Below are 19,644 nucleotides of genomic sequence, written 5' to 3' on the forward strand. Positions count from 1 at the left end.
TATGAAAGTAGGATTTATAATAGATGATTTAAACTCTTTTAATATTTCAAAAGATAGTACTTTTATGATGCTACAAGCAGCCCAAGATAAAGGATGGGAAGTTTATACATTTTATCTTAATGATTTATATATTATTAATGGTAATCCAAGAGGAAATTCTCTTAAAATAAAAATCCATAAAACTAAGCAAACATGGTATGAAGTTTTATCACAACATAATGACTTTTCTCTATTAGATTTAGATTGCATATTTATGCGTAAAGATCCTCCTTTTAATATGGAGTATATATATGTTACATATATGCTTGATTTAGCTAAAAAAAATGGCGTTTTAATAGTTAATAACCCTCAAGCTCTAAGAGATTTTAATGAAAAAGTTGCTATATCAAACTACCCTAAATTTGCTCCAAATACTTTAATTACTAGAAGCTATAAGCAAATAAATAAATTCTATGAAGAACATAAGGATATTATAGTTAAGCCATTAGATGGCATGGGTGGAAGCTCTATATTTAGGATTAAAGATGGTGATAAAAATAAGAATGTAATTCTTGAGGTTCTTACAGAACATCAGTCAAAATATATTATGGTTCAAGATTATCAAAAGGCAATCAAAGAAGGTGATAAAAGAATCCTAATAGTTAATGGGGAACCTATAAAGTATTTATTAGCTCGTGTTCCTAGTGAAAAAGATAACCGTGGAAACTTAGCCGTAGGTGCTACAGCAGACGTTAGAGAACTAAAAGATAGCGACTATAAAATTGCTAAGAAAGTTGCTAAAAAGCTTAAAAAGCAGGGGGTAATGTTTGCAGGTATTGATGTGATAGGAGATAAACTCACTGAAGTTAATATTACAAGTCCTACAGGCATCCAAGAGATTTATAAAGCTACAAAAATAAATGCAGCTAGTTTATTAATGCAGGCAGTTGAAGAAAAGATAGAAAAGATAGAAAAGATAGAAAAGATAGAAAAGATAGAAAAGATAGAAAAGATGAAAGAAGAAAATAAGGATGTAGAATAAATAAAATTTATACTCACTAATGAATCTTTCTAATTTAAAATTTAACAGGTATAAAAATATATGATTAATTATAAAGAACTTCCGAAAGGGGTGCTTCACATAAATCTAATTCAGATTTTTTCAACAGTTGGCTATGCCGTATTGATGGGACTATTAAACTTCTATTTGACTAATTATATCGGTATAAGTAAAACAGAAGCTAATACGCTTACTTCTAGTTTTTTTGCAATTAATTTCTTATTTCATTTCTTAGGTGGAACTGTTGGTGGTAGATACTTAAGTTTTAGAGGCTTATTCTTTGTAAGTTTATTTTTACAGTTTATAGGCCTATGTTTAATTGCTATACATGCAAAAGCAATTGTTTTAATGGGAATGGCTACATTTATTACAGGATCAGGATTAAATGTTAGTTGTATAAATATGATGCTAACACAATTATTTGATCAAAATGATAAACGTCGTCGAATAGCATTTTCGGTAAACTATAGCTTTATGAATATTGGTTTTGTTGCAAGCTTCTTCATAGCAGGATATCTTCAAGGTATTGGATCATATAGTGCAGCATTTTATTTTGCTGCTATTTGTCTACTAATCGCGACTGTTCTTCATTTATCTGCATGGAAATATGTTAATGATAAAGCTACATATTTTGTAGAAACATTCTCATTGTTAAACAAAAAGTTTTTAGTTGCTCCTTTAATAATCCTTGGATGTTTAATCTTTGCTTATATTTTGATGCATCATCCAGTTTTTGCATCTTACCTTATTTATGTAGCATTTATCGCAATTCTAATTTTTATGTTAATTTTTGCAGCGAGACAGTCGCACCAATATAAGCTAAAAATATATGTTTATTTAATCTTGTCAGTAGCAAGTATGGTATTTGCCTGTGTTCAAGGATTACAATCAACTGCTTTAGAAAATTTTGTTGAATTTAATACTACAAAATCATTATTTGGTATACCTATGGCTCCAGCTACAGTAAATATGTTTGAGAGCTTGGGAGTTATTATATTTGGTTTTATTCTTGCTATATCAATGAAAAGAAGACAAAGAAATAACAACCCATATCAACCAGGATTTTTAGTAGTTAAGGGCTTAGCAGTATATATTATAGCTTTTCTTATGATACCTTTAGGTATACTTTTAGCTGATGGTGGTAAATCAAACGTCATTTTTCCAATTTTATTATTGATTATTGTCGCTATGGGCGAAATTCATGTAAATGCTGTAAACTATGCAATGGCAGGTGAAATGATGAATCCTAAACATCAAGGCTTATTTACTGGATATTTATTTTTAAACGTTGCTTTTGGGATAAATTTAGCAGGGCCAATTTCAAATTATGCAATTGCATCAACCGATAATACTGCAACACTGTCATATCAAGCGACTAATCCAATGTATATGCATATATTTTTAATAATGGCATTAGTAGCATTTATAATAGCTGCAATATTTTTTGTTTTAATAAGGCTTTTAAATAAAATTTTAGCAGAAGCTAATACAAAAAAAATTTTAGAAAGTGAAATTATTTGATATAAATTTTATATTGGGATGACAAAATGGATAATAAAATACAAGAATCTGAAAATTTATTTAAGCAAGCTCAAGAATATATTCCTGGCGGAGTAAATTCTCCAGTTAGAGCTTTTAAAAGTGTAGGACAAGATTTTCCAAGATTTATAAAATCTGCAAAAGGTGCTTATCTTTATGATGTGGATTGGCATAAATATATAGATTATATAGGATCTTGGGGACCAATGATTCTAGGTCATGGCGATGATGATGTCTTAGAAGCTATGCAATGCCAGTTAAAAAATGGTTTAAGCTATGGTGCTCCATGTAAGCAAGAAATAGACTTAGCTAAAAAAATAACTGAGCTTATGCCAAATATTGAACAAGTCCGTTTTGTGAACTCTGGTACAGAAGCCACTATGAGTGCTATTAGACTTGCTAGAGCTTATACAAATAGAAATAAAATAATTAAATTTGAAGGTTGCTATCATGGTCATGCAGATGAGTTTCTAGTAGCTGCGGGATCTGGTGCATTATCTTTAGGCCAACCTAATTCTCCTGGTGTACCAGAAGATGTTGTCAAGGATACATTGGTAGCAAGTTTTAACGATATTGACTCTATTAAAGCACTTTTTGAGAAATATAAAGATCAGATAGCTTGTATTATAGTTGAACCTATAGCTGGAAATATGAATATGATATTTCCTAAAGATGATTTCTTAGCAAAACTTAGAGAATTATGTAATGAAAATAATGCTCTACTTATATTTGATGAAGTAATGACTGGCTTTAGAGTTGCATTAGGCGGAGCTCAAAGTATCTATAATGTTAAGCCAGATATTACAACTTTAGGCAAAGTTATTGGTGGTGGTATGCCAGTAGGGGCTTTCGGTGGTCGTAAAGATATTATGCAAATGATCTCACCAGCAGGATCTGTATATCAAGCAGGAACTCTATCAGGAAATCCTCTGGCAATGGTTGCAGGATTACATACCTTAGAAAAGATCTCAAGAGACGGTTTCTATGATGAGCTAGAATTAAAAGCTAAGAAATTAGTAGATGGCTTAAATGAAGCTGCAAAAGTATATGATTTTTGTTTTCATGCTAAATATTTAGGTGGTATGTTTGGACTATTTTTCTGTAATGACAAGGTTGAAGTAAATACCTTCTCAGACCTAGGTAAAACAAACCTTTGTATGTTTAATAAATTTTTTGCTTATATGTTAGAAAATGGCGTATATTTAGCCCCTTCTGCATATGAGGCTGGATTTATCTCTATAGCACATAGTGATGAAGATATTCAAAAGACTATTGATCTAGCAAAAACATTCTTTTATGAAAATACTAACTAAGGTAATATTTTCATATCATTTCTAATTGTACAAATATCTGAAAACTTATAATTACTAAGTTTTGTCATAAAATCATTAGTTGCTTCATTTAATATAGATTTAAGCTTACAGTTTGGTATTAAAGGACAGCTCAGAGGTTTATCTTTATTAAAACATTCTACTATATTCATAGGTTCTAGGTTTTTAATAATATCAGATAGCTTAATATCATAAATATCTGGAGATATTGATATCCCACCAAATCTGCCCTTATATGAATTTATATAACCTAAATTTGATAAGTTATTTATAATTTTTGTAGCATGATTTAATTTAATATCTAAAATATTCACTAAATCTTTTGTCTTATATTTTTGAGATGGATTAGACCCTAGAATTATCAAAATTCTTAATGAGTAGTCAGTAAATGACGTCAAATTCATATAGCAAATTTTTATAAATATTTTAAGAAAGTATAAAATAAATTTGCATCAAATATAATATGCATCTATAATGCATATTATATTTTAAGATTAATCTGAGAGTAACCATTATGCTAAGCCAAAAAAACATAGATACAATAAAAGCTACAATCCCTGTATTAGAAGAAAATGGTGTAGCATTAACAAAACATTTCTATAATAGAATGTTTGAGTATAATCCAGAGGTAAAAAAATTCTTTAACTTATCGCGTCAAAAAAACTCTAATCAACCTGAAGCTCTAGCAGCAGCTATCCTAGCTTATGCTAAAAATATTGATAATTTAGATGCTCTTGGTCAAGCAGTTGAGTTAATTGCTCAAAAACATGCTTCTTTACAAGTTAAAGCCGAGCATTATCCAATTGTTGGTACTAATCTAATAGAGTCAATTAAAGAGTTATTAAACTTATCTGATAATGATGATGTTGTCATAGCTTGGAATGAAGCTTATAATTTGCTAGCAGAAATATTAATAAATCGTGAAAAAAATATCTACACTGAAAAATTAGAACAGTATGGTTGGAATGACTTCATAGAGTTTGATGTATTCAAAAAAGAAAAAGAAAGTATAAATACATACTCATTTTATCTAAAGAATGATTCTATTAAAAATTTTAACTTCAAACCTGGTCAATATATAACTGTGAGATTCCCTTATGAAAACACTACAACGATGAGAAATTACAGTATTTCATCAGCTACAAATGAAGATTATCTAAGAATAACGGTAAAAAAAGAACAAAAAGGCAATGCATCTCAGCATTTTTTTAATAATATAAATGTTGGAGATAGTATTGAAGTTGCACCACCTTCAGGAGAATTCTTCTTAGATCTTGAACAAAAATCAAATGCTCCTTTAGTTTTTATATCAGCAGGTATTGGCATAACACCACTTATGAGTATGCTTTTATCAGAGTTAAAAACAAAAAATACTAGAGAGATAATTTTTGTTTGTGGTAAAAAAAGTAAATTAGAGCACCCATTTGCAAACCAATTAAAAGATTTAACAAAAGAAAACTCTAGATTAGAAACTATTTTCTTCTACGAGAGTGTTGAAAAAGAAGAAGCTAAATTGGGGTTAGTTAACTTAGATATAGTAAATAAACACTTAAGAAATAAAGCTTCAAATGCACAATATTTCTTTTGCGGGCCTACAGATTTTATGCTTTCTATTCAAGAAAGTTTATTAAAAAATGGTGTAAATAACACTAATATCCATTTTGAATTTTTTGGATCAAAAACTTTCTAGAATTAATTACAAAAAATATTCTCTAAAGCAGCTTGTATATTTATTTTTAAAGAAGTAACTGTATAGTTGGTTTGATCAATAGAAGTTGCGCCATAAATACAAATATAATTTTGTACATTCTTAATATAATCAATGTCATAAGGAGTTAAAGCAGCTATATTTATAGTTTTTTCAGGTGCTATTGATGTTAAAGTTGAATGCCGATGACTATACTTCTTTAAACTTTCAGATACTAGTAAAACTAAGTCACTACTATGTATATCAATTTCAAGCTCATCATTAATATGCTTCACAATAACATCTATATTTAATTTCTGACTAGATATTATTTGTTTTAATATTTCACAAAATTCACTCAATCTTTGCCTATCAGAATCTATAATTAAAATACTTTGTTTATCTTCTAACTGATATGGAATTATTCCTGAGTTCTTAACTACAGTAGTACTTTGTTTAGCAATATCTAAAGAAATTTTTTGATGTTTTTTAGAGTTAACAACTAGATTAGCAACCTTAACTTGTTCATTTTGAGAGAGTTTATAAATATGTGAATTATATAAATTATGCTTCTGTTTAAACTCTAAAACTTTGCTATAAGCCATATCAACAGCTAAAGCAAACGCTGTATTTTCTATATATTCATTTTCGAGAGATCTAAAAAGCTCTTCAAGTTTATAGGCATCTTTTTCTGACCAAATTCGTACAGGCATTAGAACTATGTCAATTCCTGCTAATATTGCTAATTTTGTAGCTTCTATAGAACCAAAATGTGTAGCAATGGCTTTCATATCCATAGCATCTGATACAACTAATCCTTTAAAACCTATTTTTTCTTTTAAGAATTTTGTAATAATATTGTGAGATAGAGTTGCTGGTATGCCAATATCTTGACCTGTTGAAACTGACTTATGAATGCTATCATCTAAAGCTGGCATACTAATATGCGCTGACATAACCATATTATATTTACTGACTAACTTTTGAAATGGTAGTAATTCCGTTTTCTCTAATTCAGCTAAACTCTTATTTACACTTACGCTACCTAAATGACTATCTGAGGACGTATCACCATGACCTGGGAAATGTTTAACGCAGTCGATAATCTTAGCTTCATGATAACCATCTATAGCAGATTTTGCGTATTCTATAACAGTTTCTGGATTATCTGAATATGACCTAACCCCAATAATAGGATTATTTTTATTTGAGTTTACATCAACTACAGGTGCAAAATTCGTATTTATTCCTAAACTATATAACTCATCACCTATTAGCTTTGCCATAGTATAAGCATTTTCTGGATTCTTTGTAGCAGCAAGAGCCATATTGCCACAACCACTTGTTCCTTGCTTAATACGATTTACACGACCACCTTCTTGATCTATACCAAAAAAGAGTGGGATGGTTACATTCGATTGTATACCTCTTAAAAGAGAAATCGTTTGCTCATTAGTTTCAATATTTTCTTTAAAGAGAATAAAGCCACTTAAATTATAATCTTTAAAAAGCTTATTAATTATTTGATTTGTTTTAGTAAAAGCAAGAGGTTTATTATCAAGATCTTCACCCCAATAGCGAAAATCCATCATAATTAACTGACCAAGTTTTCTTCTGATAGAAATAGACATTTAGAATAAAAGTGAATCTATATTAGAGCTAATATAACATAGAATTTATTATTATTTACATTCCCCAACCATGACTAACTAAAAACTTTTGACCAGTTAATGCATTTGTTTTAAATCCTGCTAAAAATATTGCGGTATCAGCAATATCTTGAACAGTTGTAAATTCACCATCAACAGTGCCGCCAAGCATAATATTTTTGACTACTTCTTCTTCAGAGATGTTTAACTCTTTAGCTTGCTCTGGAATTTGCTTTTCTACAAGTCGAGTTAACACAAAACCTGGTCCTATTAAGTTAGATGAAATATTATGTTCAGCTCCTTCTTTTGCTAAAGCTCTAACAAAACCAACTTGAGCATGTTTTGCTGCTACATATGCTGCTTTATTTTTTGATGCTAAAACAGAATGAACAGATCCAATTACAATAATTCTACCACCAGTTTTTAAATCAATCATATGTCTCATTGCAGCTTGAGTAACTAGTAAAGTACCAGTCATATGTATATCAAATAACTTTTTCCATGATGAAACATTAAAACTAACTATTGGTGAAATTATCTGAATACCTGCATTATTAATTACAGTATCAATACGACCAAATTTTTCTACAGTCTGATCTACGCCTGCATTTACTTGCCCTTCATCTGTCACATCCATTTGCACTGCTAAAGTCTCTACATCATATTTTAATGATAAATCTTTAGCTACTTCTTGAGATTTTTCTAAATCTAAATCAGCTATTACAACTTTAGCACCTTGTTTTGCAAATTCTGTTGCCATGCCTAATCCAAGACCAGATGCAGCTCCTGTTATTAGTGTAACTTTGTTTTTTACAGACATTAAAATCTCCTATAACTGTAATTATTTTTTTAATAGTTATTATACAATAAAATCAATTTAATTGATTACATAAGAGGAGTTAAAATTTTCATAAAACTCTCTACCAAAAGGCTAGTACGTTTAGTCGTCATATGGCTCGTATCTTTAGTAGAATCTTTTAAAATCTTATTTGCCCAATCATATAGTTGTTTAACATGATGTTGGCTATATAAAAAAGTAGCTATTTCATAATTTAGAAATAAGCTTCTATTATCTAAGTTTACTGAACCTAACATTGCAAGATTATCATCAATTATAACCGCCTTTGCATGTACCATATTTTTTGTAAAATGAATATCTATATTAAATTTCAAGAAATCTCGTATATAGCTTGCTCTAGCTCTATCTACTATTTTATGGTTAGAGTGCTTTGGTGTTATAATCTTTACTTCGACACCTCTTTTCTTAGCTAAGACTATAGAATGATATAGCTCAGCTGAAGGTATTAAATAGGGTGTTATAATCCATAGTTTTTCTTTTGCTGAATTTATAGCCGTAATTAATCCTGAATATAGCTGATCTTCTTGTAAGTCAGGGCCAGAAGGTATTACCTGAACAGAACCTTCTTGTAAGGTATCTTGATTAACTTTAAAGTCTAATTCTTGACTAGTCGCAAAATGCCAATCTGAACAAAAAACTTTTAGAAAATATAATAATGATTCCCCTTGAATTTTAAACAATAAATCATCCCACATTCCCTCATGCTCTATTGGAGACATATATTCATCACCAATATTCATTCCACCACTAAATACTGTTTTATTATCAAAAATATATATTTTCCGATGATTTCTATAATTAATATAATTACGTAATGGATTTGTTAAAACTGGCATAAAAAAAACTACTTCACCACCTAATTTTCTTAAATTTTTAAATATCTTTTTATTATGGCGATACACATATAAAGATCCAAGAGAGTCAATCATCATCTTAACTTCAACACCTTCTGCAGCTTTTGTTTCTAAAGCATTTATTACTAGTTTAGATGTTGTGTCATTTTTAAAAACATATGTTTGTATATAAATATTTTTTTCAGCTAAGTTAATAGCCTCTATAAAAGCTTGAAAAGATTTAACACCATCTGTATATATTTCAAAAGAATTTTTTCCTGTAAGAGTTGGTAGATCCATACTAGAAAAGACATTAATAATATCCATAGGCAAATTTGTACAATTATGCTCTTTTGCTAGGCATACTTCTTGTAATGCAGGTTGACTAATATCCATTGCTTCTTTTTGCCAAAAACTACGCTTATCTTTTCTTTGAAATATAAAAAAGAAGGGGATAGCTATATAAGGAATAAAAAGTATCGCTAAAAGCCAGGCTAAAATATTTGATGCTGATTTTTTATCTACAATTAGTTTTAATACAACTAATATTGTTAAAGCCTGACAAATAAATAAAACAATATTTGCCTCTATTATGTATAGTAGACTTAAGAAGAAATTTTCCATTTTTAAAAAAGCAGCATAAAATAATTATTATTCTTGCATTCTAACATAGTAAAAATATTCTAGATAGATTAGCTACTATAATTAATCACATCAAAGGTGTGAGTATTTTCATTATACTTTCAACTATTAAACTACTTTTTTTAGTTGGTAAATGTCCTGAGTTTTGACTTGAATCTTTGAGTATATTTTCAGCCCATAGATAAAGTTTTTTTACTTGATTAGGAGTATATACAAAAGTGGCTAACTCATAGTTTAAAAATAAACTTCTATTATCAAGATTTATCGAACCGAGTATCGCAATATTTGAATCTATAAGTATAGCTTTAGCATGAATCATTTTCTCTGTAAAATGTACTTCTATATTATGTGATAATAAATCTCTAATATAACTTGATCTAGCACGATTTATTATTTTATGATCTGAGTTTTTAGGAGTAATTACTTTTACATCAACACCTCGATATTTAGCAAGAGTGATTGCTTGTAACAAGTCTATAGAGGGAATTAAATAAGGTGTTATAATCCAAAGCTTTTCTTGAGCTGAATTAATCGCTGTAATAAGTCCTGCATAAAGTTCATTTTTTTGTCTATCTGGCCCTGATGGAACTATTTGAGTAAAACATTTTTCATGAATATTATTTTCTAATTTAAAGTCAAGCTCTTGATTAGTCGCAAAATACCAATCTGAACAAAAAACATTCAAAAAATGCAATATAGACTCACCTTGAAGACTGAATAATAAATCACTCCACATACCATCATGATACATAGGGGACATATATTCATCTCCAATATTAATACCTCCACTCATTACTAAATTGTTATCAAAAATAAAAATCTTACGATGATTTCTATAATTAATATAATTTCGTAAAGGATTTGTAAGTATAGGCATAAAAAAAGCTATTTCTGCACCTAAAGCACGTAAATTTCGAAATATTCTCTTATTATGGAAATAAACATAGAGTGATCCAAGAGAATCAATCAAAATTTTAATCTCAACGCCTTCAGCAGCTTTCTTTTCTAAAGCATTTAATATTAATTTAGAGGTTGCATCATTCTTAAGTATATAAGTTTGAATATATATGCTTTTTGTTGCAGAATTAATAGCTTTAATAAAAGCCTTAAAAGATCTAACACCATCCGTATATATCTCAAAAGAATTATACATAGTAAGTGTTGGCAGTTTAAGATTTGAAAAAGTAGTAACAACATTTTTTGGTAATTCTTCATTTACATCATTCCTTAAATAACTATTCGCTGAAGATGAAGAATATATATCCATAGTCTTTTTTTGCCAAAACCTACGAGCTCCTTTACGCTGAAATATAAAAAAGAAAGGAATAGCAATATACGGAATAAATAAAATAGCTAAGATCCAAGCTAAAATATTTGAAGCTGATTTTTTATCTACTATAAGTTTTAGAACTACAAGTATAGTAAAAATCTGGCAAATAAATAAAATAAAATTTGCTTCTAATATATATACAAGGCTAGACAAAAAATCATTCATATTTATTTTAAAGATATGAACTAGTAATTAGATTCTAACACAATTGATGGAATCTATATAGAAATGTCTTGGCAAGACTCCTTAGTAAAAATTAAAACAAGTAAAGAAATAATAACTACAGCCAAAATTAAATATAAAGGTGTAAGCATAACTCCTTCAGCAACTCCAAAACTTGCTAAAGCTAAAAAAGCTCCATTAAAAACTGCAAAACTAATATTATAAGTAAAGCCTAAACCACTAGCACGAACTCCTGGCGTAAAAAGAGTACTTGCATAATTTGCAGTAACTCCAACAACTAATCCCATAAAAATATTATTTATTAGCATTACAACAAGTAAATAACTAGAATTTATAACTATCGCATAGTAAAAAATACTACCAAAAACTAATAATCCAATACCACCAACAAAAAGTATTTTTAATGCTCCAAATCTATCTGCAAGATATCCAGCAGGAATAGAAATAACAGAGAAAACAAATAAATTTAGTAAAATTAAACTAGAACTATTAGATATTTTATTTAAACTAAAATATGTCGGTAAGTATAATGAAAAGAAGCCAACAACCATTGCAAAAATTGAGATAGCAGCGATTGCTCTAACCATAGCTATTTTTTCTGTTTGGAATAACTTTACCAAAGGAATTTTGTATTCAGTTTTCTTATTCAAGAATGTAGCTGTTTCATGTATTTCTTTTCTAAAAAAATAACTAATAATAGCAGCAATACCGCCTAACATAAAGGCAACACGCCATGCATATTGATCACTTAAAAAATAAGTTGTGATAACTTTTGTAATTTCAGCAAAGAAAATACCAAAATTAATAAAGCAGAAAATAATACCACAGGCTAAACCACCATTCTTTATTAAGGTTTCTCTTACAAAAACTACAGCACTTGGAATCTCACCACCAATAGCAGCTCCTTGAATAATTCTCAATAATACAAATAGTAATGTAGCAAAAATTCCAGCACTACTATAAGATGGCAGCAGTGCAATAAAAAAGGAGGCTAAACCCATCAACAATATAGTTAATATAAAAGATTTTTTACGTCCAAATTTATCACCTATATGACCAAAAAGTATACCTCCTATAGGTCTAGCAAAATATCCTACAGCAAATACTGTAAAAGCCGATAATGCTTGCAGGGCTTGAGATCCTTCATGAGGAAAGAAAGTCTTACCTAATACAATCGCAAACATCCCAAATATTACAAAATCATAAAACTCTAACATTCCACCTATACTTGTAAGTAAAATCGTTTTAAAATCATCTTTTTTAAGCATCTTTATTTAAGTATAATTAAATCCAAATTTATATAGATAATAACTAATATATTATTAAAAGCTAGCAAATTAGTATGATAACTATTGAAAAAACATTAAAAAGAAAAGTTCAGAAAAGACAAAAACTCCTACCTAATATAAAAAATATAATATTAGTAGCTTCTGGTAAAGGTGGTGTAGGTAAATCTACTGTTACAGCTAATTTGGCTGTAAGCTTTGCAAAAATGGGAGCCAAAGTAGGGATTCTAGATGCTGATATTTATGGCCCAAGCCAACCAACACTCTTTGATTTAAAAGATAACCCACAAACTACGGATAAGAAAAAAATCATACCTCTTGAACGCTATGGTGTAAAAATGATTTCTATTGGAAATCTAATCGACTCTGAATCTGCTGTAGTTTGGCGAGGACCTATAGTTTCTAGAGCTTTAATGCAACTTTTAAATGATACTGATTGGGGTCAAATAGATTATCTATTTATAGATTTACCTCCAGGTACTGGTGATATACAACTAACAATTTCTAAAAATATGCCTGTAACAGGGGCTGTAGTTGTAACTACTCCACAAGATTTGTCTTTAATAGATGCAAGACGTGCGATTGCAATGTTTGAGAAAGTAGATATTAAAACCTTAGGTATAATAGAGAACATGAGTTACTATATTTGTCCAAAATGTGGTAATAGTGACCATATCTTTGGTGAAGATGGAGCTCACTTACTATGTGGTAAAAACAATATTGAATTTCTTGGTAATTTACCATTACATAAAGATATTCGTGAGAATGCTGATTATGGAAAGCCTTACGTTAGCTTAAATAAAAATGATAATATTAATACAAGCTATATGACCGTAGCAGAGAATGTATTAAATGAGATTGAAAAGCTACCTAAAGCAAGTAGTTTAGATTCTATTGGTGTTAAATTAGAAAATTAAGAGAGAAAAAATGTCTATAAAATCAGATAAATGGATAAAAAAAATGTCTCAAGAGCATTCGATGATAGAACCTTTTGAAGCAGGACAAGTTAAAGTTGCGAATAATGAAAAAATAGTTTCTTATGGAACATCAAGTTATGGTTATGATGTTCGCTGCGCAGATGAGTTTAAAATCTTTACAAATATTAACTCTTCTATAGTTGATCCTAAACATTTTGATGATAAAAACTTCGTTGATTTTAAAGGAGATGTTTGTATAATCCCTCCTAACTCATTTGCTCTTGCACGAACTGTTGAAAAATTTAAAATCCCCAGAGATGTTTTGGTAGTTTGTCTTGGTAAATCAACTTATGCTAGATGTGGAATTATTGTAAATGTAACTCCTTTAGAGCCTGAGTGGGAAGGTTACGTAACATTAGAATTCTCAAATACAACACCATTACCTGCAAGGATCTATGCTAATGAAGGTGTTGCACAGATGCTGTTCTTTCAATCAGATGAACAATGTGAAACTTCATATGCTGATAAAGGTGGTAAGTATCAAGGTCAAGTTGGTGTAACACTACCTAAGTGTTAATATAGTATTATGCTATTTGAACAATTCTAAAAATTTGTTTTTTTAGTTCACTTTCCAAAGAAGGATCCTCTGGATATTTATCTAATAATGGTAAAAATATAGATTCTCCTATTACAGATCTTTTAGTATTATCTTTATCCTTTAATCCCCAAACTTGCTGATACGTCGCTGGAACTATTTGTTTTGGATCATAAGGATTTGAGGTCTTACCTATATATAACATTACATGGCCTTTTATATATATAAAATCCAAGAATGGTCGTGCTTTTTCTAATAGTATTTGTCTACGTTGCTCTAAAGTTTCTTGATCAAGATTCATAGAACTATATGCTTTAAACTGATCTTTAGAATTTCTTGGCAACCATATTCCAAAAGCTTGGTATATAGCTCTTAACTCAGATGAACAATCATTATAAAAATACTGATTTCCCCAACCATATGGATAGCCTTGAGTTTCTTTAATAATTTTTACAAAATTCGCAGGAGTCGCTAATATAGGTATCTCCGTAGCATCATGTTTTATTATTTTAGCTTTTACAAAAGCTAAGCTAGCGGTTTTTGTTTGTGTAGGGATTAATACTTCATAGTAATTCTTATCATCATCTAATACTGGTAATATTGTTCCAGGATAAGTATTCTGTCTAAATCTATTATCTAAATTAAATATAGGAGTCTCAAAACGTCTAATTGAAATACTTTTTCTTATAAAAGCAGTATTCCAAGTTTGGATTTGAGCACTAGAAATTTTTGAAATACTATTAGCTTTTACCCATGCATAAAAAGAAGAACTAAGAATTAAATACCATCTTTTATCTTTTGATGTGGAAATAATATATACAGATTCACCAATATTTAACGATGAAACATTAATATTACTAAAAGGGTATCCTTGTCCAGGTAATGTAAAATTCAAGAAGAGTGGCTTGTCATAAGGAACAGAATATGACATTGTTGTTCTTGTAACTATAGCTCTATTATTACTGTTATACTTATTAAAGTTATTTATATCATTAAAATTTATATTTTTTATAACATCTTGATATTCATGATCTGTAAAAAGTCTAAAATTTTCTTTATAAATTTTCTCATCGTCTGGTAGCTTACTATTATTTATATCGTTAATTTGTTCATTAACCCAATCTTTAAGGCTATTTTGTTGTGAATACTCTTTATAGAAAGATTCTGACCATGGAGAATTCTTTCCAACAGAATGAGATATCATTTTTTTTAGAAGTTTATCTTGCTCAGCTTTAGGTAATAAAGGCTTTTCATATCCTTTTCCCGATTTAGAAATATAATAATTAGCATTTTGCGAGTATTTCGATAAATCAAACATCTCAATAGGTACATTTGCAGCAAGACATAATGATATATTTACTATAAACAATAGTATAAAGGTTGTAAAAGATTTTAAGCTCATCAGATATAATTTTTCTTTTAAAAGTTAGATTTTAATTTAGAAATTTTATCAGAAAAGTTAAGCTTTTATTTAGAAATTCTACCAGTAATAGCCTGAAAAGCTTTTAAATCAAACATATGTAAACTAGCAAATACATAATCAAAAATGTCAGCCTGAATTTTCTCGTAGTTAACCCAATTTGTATCATTTGTAAAGATATACAATTCAACTGGAACTCCAGTTTCACTTGATTGTAACTCTCTAATCAAGAAGGTCAGACCAGTATGTATCTTAGGATGATTACGTAAATAGTTTTCAATATAAGCTCTAAATAAGGTTATATTTGTTAATTTTTCACCTTGCTTACTAATAATATAATCTTTTAATAAAGGTTCTTTTTTTAAACTTTCTAGAGTTTCAGGATCACAAAATTTAATAGTATCGATATCAATATTGATAGAACGTTTGATTCTACGTCCTCCAGTTTCAACCATTCCACGCCAATTCTGAACACTATTATTTATAAGTGTATAAGTAGGTACTGTTGATATAGTTTTATCAAAATTACGTATCTTTACAGTATTAATAGAAACTTCCATAACATCACCATCTACACCTGCAGATGGAATAGTTATCCAATCACCAACTCGTACCAAATCAAGAGCAGCAACTTGAATATTTGATACAAAGCCTAATATAGTATCTTTAAATACTAACATTAGTACAGCAGATAGAGCCCCCAAACCTGTTAAAAAGGCTATAGGAGATTTATTAAGTAATTGTGAAACGACTAATACAAAAGCTAAAAAATATAAGATTATTTTTATTATTTGAGCGTAACTCTTTAATGAATGATGTTTAAAATATGGAAGCTTTTGAAAGTAGTTAAAAATAGCATCTATAAAAGCGATACAAAATAAGATTATAGTTAATGTTATATATATTTGTGATATTAGCTGAATTGCATTTACTAAACTAACTGTCCAATCATGTTCAGAGCTAACTCCAAGATTTATTGCTAAATATATAAATATTCCTGGGCCAATATGAGAAAGTTTATTGAAAACTTTATAGTTTATTAATGTTTCTCCTAATTTACCACCGATTTTAATTACAAATTTATTTACAATTGTTACGATATATCGTTTAAGAATTTTATTAACTATCCACGAACAAGCTAATATTATTATAAATATCGTTAGAAAGCTTAATATACCAGCAAGGTCACTATAACTACTAAGCACACTAGCATAGAAGTCTTTTAATTGATTCATATTAAAATTTCCTTATAATTTAAGCATTAGTTATATAAATATACACTAATTTAAAGATTTTTTATTTTGTAGCGAGGTATTAGAAGCTTTACTTGGTAATAATGCTGCAATTTGAGCAACAATTCTTGGTACTATACTTGATTGAAGATAATTATAAATCCTAACAGATTCATAGTTCTGAGCTAACTGAGTACCAGAGTTAGATTGCCAGAATTGTTGGGCATCAATAGTGTTATTTGGTATAACAGGAGTTTCCTTATGAGGTTTAACAACATTATACGTAACCCTATAGAAAAGTTGATAAGTATTATTCGATGCTCCACCAACTACACTTGTAAGCAATGAACTTTTATCAGCTGATTGTATATTTATTATATAATCAGCATCTTTATCATCAGTAACTATTACGGCTTTATATGCTCTTAAATTTCTTTTAATTTCATTAGAAAGAGAATTGTAATTATTCGCTTCAACATAAAACTTAGTACCAACTAAACTACTAAAATTTCCAGCATCTGTACTTGTAGGACTTACAACTCCACGAGGATGAAAACCACATGAGCCTAGTAAAAAAATGAATACCAAAATTATATATTTTTTCATTATTTATTCTCTCTATTTAACTACTATATTTATAAGCTTCTGAGGTACATAAATTACTTTTACAATTTGCTTATCTTCAATAAATGATTTAACGTGCTCATTTTCTAAAACATTATTTTCAACTTCTTCTTTAGTTAAAGAAGCATCTAATTCTAGTTTTACTTTTAATTTACCATTTATTTGTACAACCAATAAAAACTCATCTTTTACTAAGGCTTTTTCATCTACCGAAGGAAAAGTTGTATGTAAAATGTCATCACCTAAATTAAGCTCTTGCCATAAATAATGACATATATGAGGAGTAAATGGTGATAATATTCTTAGTAAAATACTATATCCTTCAGCCTTGACACTATCACAAAGATCATCATAATTATTAAGAGTATTTAAAATTTTCATACAAGCAGAAACGACTGTATTAAATTGGCTTTTATCAAAATCAAATATAGCTTGCTTTAAATTTGAATGTATTTCAAAACGAGCTATTTTATCATTTTTTGTCAAACTATTAATATCAAGGTTTATTTTTTTTGATAAAACATCTTTATTTGCCTGAGCATAGTTAAATACTTTACGCAAAAACTTATTAGCTCCTTCAACACCTGTTTCAGACCATTCTAATGACTGCTCAGGAGGAGCTGCAAACATACTAAATAATCTTACCGTATCAGCCCCATACATATCGATTAACTCTTGAGGATCTACAGTATTACCTTTAGATTTAGACATTTTAGCGCCATCTTTTAGGACCATACCTTGAGTAAGTAGATTTATAAAAGGCTCATCTGAAGTTATTAAACCTTCATCACGCATTAATTTATGGAAGAATCTAGCATATAACAAATGCATAATAGCATGTTCAATACCTCCAATATACTTATCTACTGGTAGCCAATAATTTGCTTCATCAGTTAACATCTGATTAGCAGTAGGGCATGTATATCTTGCGTAATACCAAGATGATTCAAAGAATGTATCGAATGTATCTGTTTCTCTTTTTGCTTGAGAGCCACAACTAGGACATTTAACTTCTAAAAATTCAGGCATATCTTTTAATGGAGAACCAGCTTCTGTAAGAGTTACATCCGTTGGTAATCTAACAGGTAAGTTTTCTTCTTTTTCAGGAACTAAGCCACAATGCTCACAATGAATCATAGGAATAGGGCAGCCCCAATATCTTTGACGGGAAATTCCCCAATCATGAATCCGGAAATTTGTTGTCTCATATCCTTTATCATTATCAAAAAGATATTTTTTAATTGCTTGATACGCTTTCTTAAAATTTAAGCCATCAAATTCACCAGAGTTTATTAATATTCCTTTTTCAACAAAAGCTTCCTTTTCCAAGTCAATTTCTATTTTTTTATCATCAGAATCAATAACTTGTCTTATAGAGATATTATATTTCTTAGCAAACTCCCAATCTCTTTGATCATGCGCTGGTACAGACATTACAGCACCAGAACCATATCCCATAAGCACAAAGTTAGCTACCCAAACATCTACTGTCTCTCCAGAAATAGGATGCATTACTTTTATGTTCGTTTTAAACCCTTTCTTTTCTTGTGTAGCTAAATCAGCTTCCATTGTTGAAGACTTTTTACATTCTTCAATAAAATTTGCTAACTCAAAATTTGTTTTAGCTTCTGCTAAAGCAAGAGGGTGCTCAGGTGCAATTCCAAGATAACTTACACCCATCAAAGTATCAGGGCGAGTTGTAAAAACTTCTATATCTTGATTAGAGTCTTGAATCTTAAACTTAACTGTTAAACCTTTAGATTTACCAATCCAGTTTGTTTGCATAGTTTTAACAGCATCTGGCCAATTATCTAATTTAGATATATCTTGTAACAGCTCATCTGCATAATCTGTAATCTTTAAAAACCATTGAGGAATTTCTTTCTTCTCAACTAATGCACCAGATCTCCAACCTCGACCATCAACAACTTGCTCATTAGCTAAAACTGTCTGATCTACAGGGTCCCAGTTTACAACTGAGTTTTTACGATATGCTAAACCTTTTTTATAAAGCTGAATAAAAAACCATTGTTCCCATTTATAATAATCTTCATCACATGTTGCAACTTCTCTTGACCAGTCAAAACTAAAACCTAAAGAATCAAGCTGACTTCTCATATGTGCGATATTACTCTTTGTCCACTCAGCAGGCGATCTTTTGTGTTTAATAGCAGCATTTTCAGCAGGTAAACCAAAGGCATCCCAACCCATAGGATGTAAGACGTTTTTTCCTTGCATTTTTTGGTATCTAGCTATTACATCACCAATTGTATAATTTCTTACATGCCCCATATGTAATGTCCCACTTGGATACGGTAGCATCGATAGACAATAGAACTTTTCTTTACTTTTATCTTCTACAGCTTTAAAAGAGTTATTTTCACGCCAGTAGTTTTGAGCTTGTTGCTCTATTTGATCAAAATTATATTCATTCATTGAAGTATAGAACCTTGTTTATAATAAAAAATATGAAAAATT

General features: G+C 29.4%; 16 protein-coding genes. 6 read left to right on the plus strand and 10 right to left on the minus strand.

The annotated features are described in order from the left end of the window. Position 1: 1 nt before the first annotated feature. The 3 genes from gshB to hemL are packed head-to-tail and all read left to right on the plus strand — an operon-like array spanning position 2 to position 3,891. Positions 2 to 1,021 carry a glutathione synthase gene (gshB, locus tag R8535_RS00605; RefSeq protein WP_329495639.1) on the plus strand — a complete coding sequence of 340 codons (1,020 nt, stop codon included), beginning with the start codon at positions 2 to 4 and terminating at the stop codon, positions 1,019 to 1,021. 60 nt (positions 1,022 to 1,081) lie between these two features. Beyond that, entirely contained in the window at positions 1,082 to 2,560 is a 1,479-nt protein-coding gene (locus tag R8535_RS00610) for a peptide MFS transporter (protein WP_329495637.1), read from the plus strand. Positions 2,561 to 2,586: 26 nt separating this feature from the next. Then, positions 2,587 to 3,891 carry a glutamate-1-semialdehyde 2,1-aminomutase gene (gene hemL / locus R8535_RS00615; protein ID WP_329495635.1) on the plus strand — a complete coding sequence of 435 codons (1,305 nt, stop codon included), beginning with the start codon at positions 2,587 to 2,589 and terminating at the stop codon, positions 3,889 to 3,891. On the opposite strand, the gene R8535_RS00620 is transcribed toward hemL, so the two are convergent. Then, the gene (locus R8535_RS00620) at positions 3,888 to 4,313 is read right to left on the minus strand and encodes an Rrf2 family transcriptional regulator (RefSeq protein ID WP_329495633.1); all 426 of its coding nucleotides are present in this window, start codon (positions 4,311 to 4,313) and stop codon (positions 3,888 to 3,890) included. The two genes, hemL and R8535_RS00620, sit on opposite strands and share 4 nt — an antisense overlap. Before the next feature lie 110 nt (positions 4,314 to 4,423). Between R8535_RS00620 and hmpA the strand changes: the two genes are divergently transcribed. Continuing rightward, complete coding sequence (gene hmpA, locus R8535_RS00625; RefSeq protein ID WP_329495631.1) at positions 4,424 to 5,599, plus strand: NO-inducible flavohemoprotein; 1,176 nt, start codon at positions 4,424 to 4,426, stop codon at positions 5,597 to 5,599. 2 nt (positions 5,600 to 5,601) lie between these two features. Here hmpA and R8535_RS00630 read toward each other — a convergent pair whose 3' ends face one another. The 5 genes from R8535_RS00630 to R8535_RS00650 form a co-directional block, all read right to left on the minus strand. Further along, complete coding sequence (locus R8535_RS00630; RefSeq protein WP_329495630.1) at positions 5,602 to 7,227, minus strand: glycoside hydrolase family 3 protein; 1,626 nt, start codon at positions 7,225 to 7,227, stop codon at positions 5,602 to 5,604. Between the two features lie 55 nt (positions 7,228 to 7,282). Beyond that, entirely contained in the window at positions 7,283 to 8,065 is a 783-nt protein-coding gene (locus R8535_RS00635) for a 3-hydroxybutyrate dehydrogenase (protein WP_329495629.1), read from the minus strand. Positions 8,066 to 8,130: 65 nt separating this feature from the next. Beyond that, the gene (cls, locus tag R8535_RS00640; RefSeq protein WP_329495627.1) at positions 8,131 to 9,561 is read right to left on the minus strand and encodes a cardiolipin synthase; all 1,431 of its coding nucleotides are present in this window, start codon (positions 9,559 to 9,561) and stop codon (positions 8,131 to 8,133) included. Between the two features lie 85 nt (positions 9,562 to 9,646). Continuing rightward, positions 9,647 to 11,074, minus strand: coding sequence for a phospholipase D-like domain-containing protein (locus tag R8535_RS00645; protein ID WP_329495625.1), 1,428 nt, complete (start codon positions 11,072 to 11,074; stop codon positions 9,647 to 9,649). Positions 11,075 to 11,127: 53 nt separating this feature from the next. Continuing rightward, positions 11,128 to 12,360: an MFS transporter gene (locus tag R8535_RS00650; RefSeq protein WP_329495623.1), complete on the minus strand. Its 1,233-nt coding sequence runs from the start codon at positions 12,358 to 12,360 to the stop codon at positions 11,128 to 11,130. A 74-nt stretch (positions 12,361 to 12,434) separates the two neighbouring features. Here R8535_RS00650 and R8535_RS00655 point away from each other — a divergent pair, with 74 nt between their 5' ends. Both R8535_RS00655 and dcd read left to right on the plus strand, forming a co-directional pair. Continuing rightward, a complete protein-coding gene (locus R8535_RS00655; protein WP_329495622.1) occupies positions 12,435 to 13,295 on the plus strand; it encodes an Mrp/NBP35 family ATP-binding protein in 861 nt (286 codons plus the stop codon). A 10-nt stretch (positions 13,296 to 13,305) separates the two neighbouring features. Further along, positions 13,306 to 13,872 (plus strand): dCTP deaminase, encoded by a 567-nt coding sequence (gene dcd, locus R8535_RS00660; RefSeq protein WP_329495620.1) that lies wholly within the window; start codon positions 13,306 to 13,308, stop codon positions 13,870 to 13,872. Between the two features lie 7 nt (positions 13,873 to 13,879). Here dcd and R8535_RS00665 read toward each other — a convergent pair whose 3' ends face one another. The 4 genes from R8535_RS00665 to leuS all read right to left on the minus strand — a co-directional run bounded on the left by R8535_RS00665 (position 13,880) and on the right by leuS (position 19,602). Then, positions 13,880 to 15,292 carry an SH3 domain-containing protein gene (locus R8535_RS00665; RefSeq protein WP_329495618.1) on the minus strand — a complete coding sequence of 471 codons (1,413 nt, stop codon included), beginning with the start codon at positions 15,290 to 15,292 and terminating at the stop codon, positions 13,880 to 13,882. A gap of 65 nt (positions 15,293 to 15,357) precedes the next feature. Further along, a complete protein-coding gene (locus tag R8535_RS00670; RefSeq protein ID WP_329495616.1) occupies positions 15,358 to 16,545 on the minus strand; it encodes a mechanosensitive ion channel family protein in 1,188 nt (395 codons plus the stop codon). A gap of 45 nt (positions 16,546 to 16,590) precedes the next feature. Then, positions 16,591 to 17,151 (minus strand): LPS-assembly lipoprotein LptE, encoded by a 561-nt coding sequence (locus R8535_RS00675; protein WP_329495668.1) that lies wholly within the window; start codon positions 17,149 to 17,151, stop codon positions 16,591 to 16,593. Positions 17,152 to 17,160: 9 nt separating this feature from the next. Further along, entirely contained in the window at positions 17,161 to 19,602 is a 2,442-nt protein-coding gene (leuS, locus tag R8535_RS00680) for a leucine--tRNA ligase (protein ID WP_329495614.1), read from the minus strand. Positions 19,603 to 19,644 lie beyond the last annotated feature (42 nt).

The sequence above is a fragment of the Francisella sp. 19S2-4 genome (genome assembly GCF_036281795.1).
Lineage (GTDB): Bacteria > Pseudomonadota > Gammaproteobacteria > Francisellales > Francisellaceae > Francisella.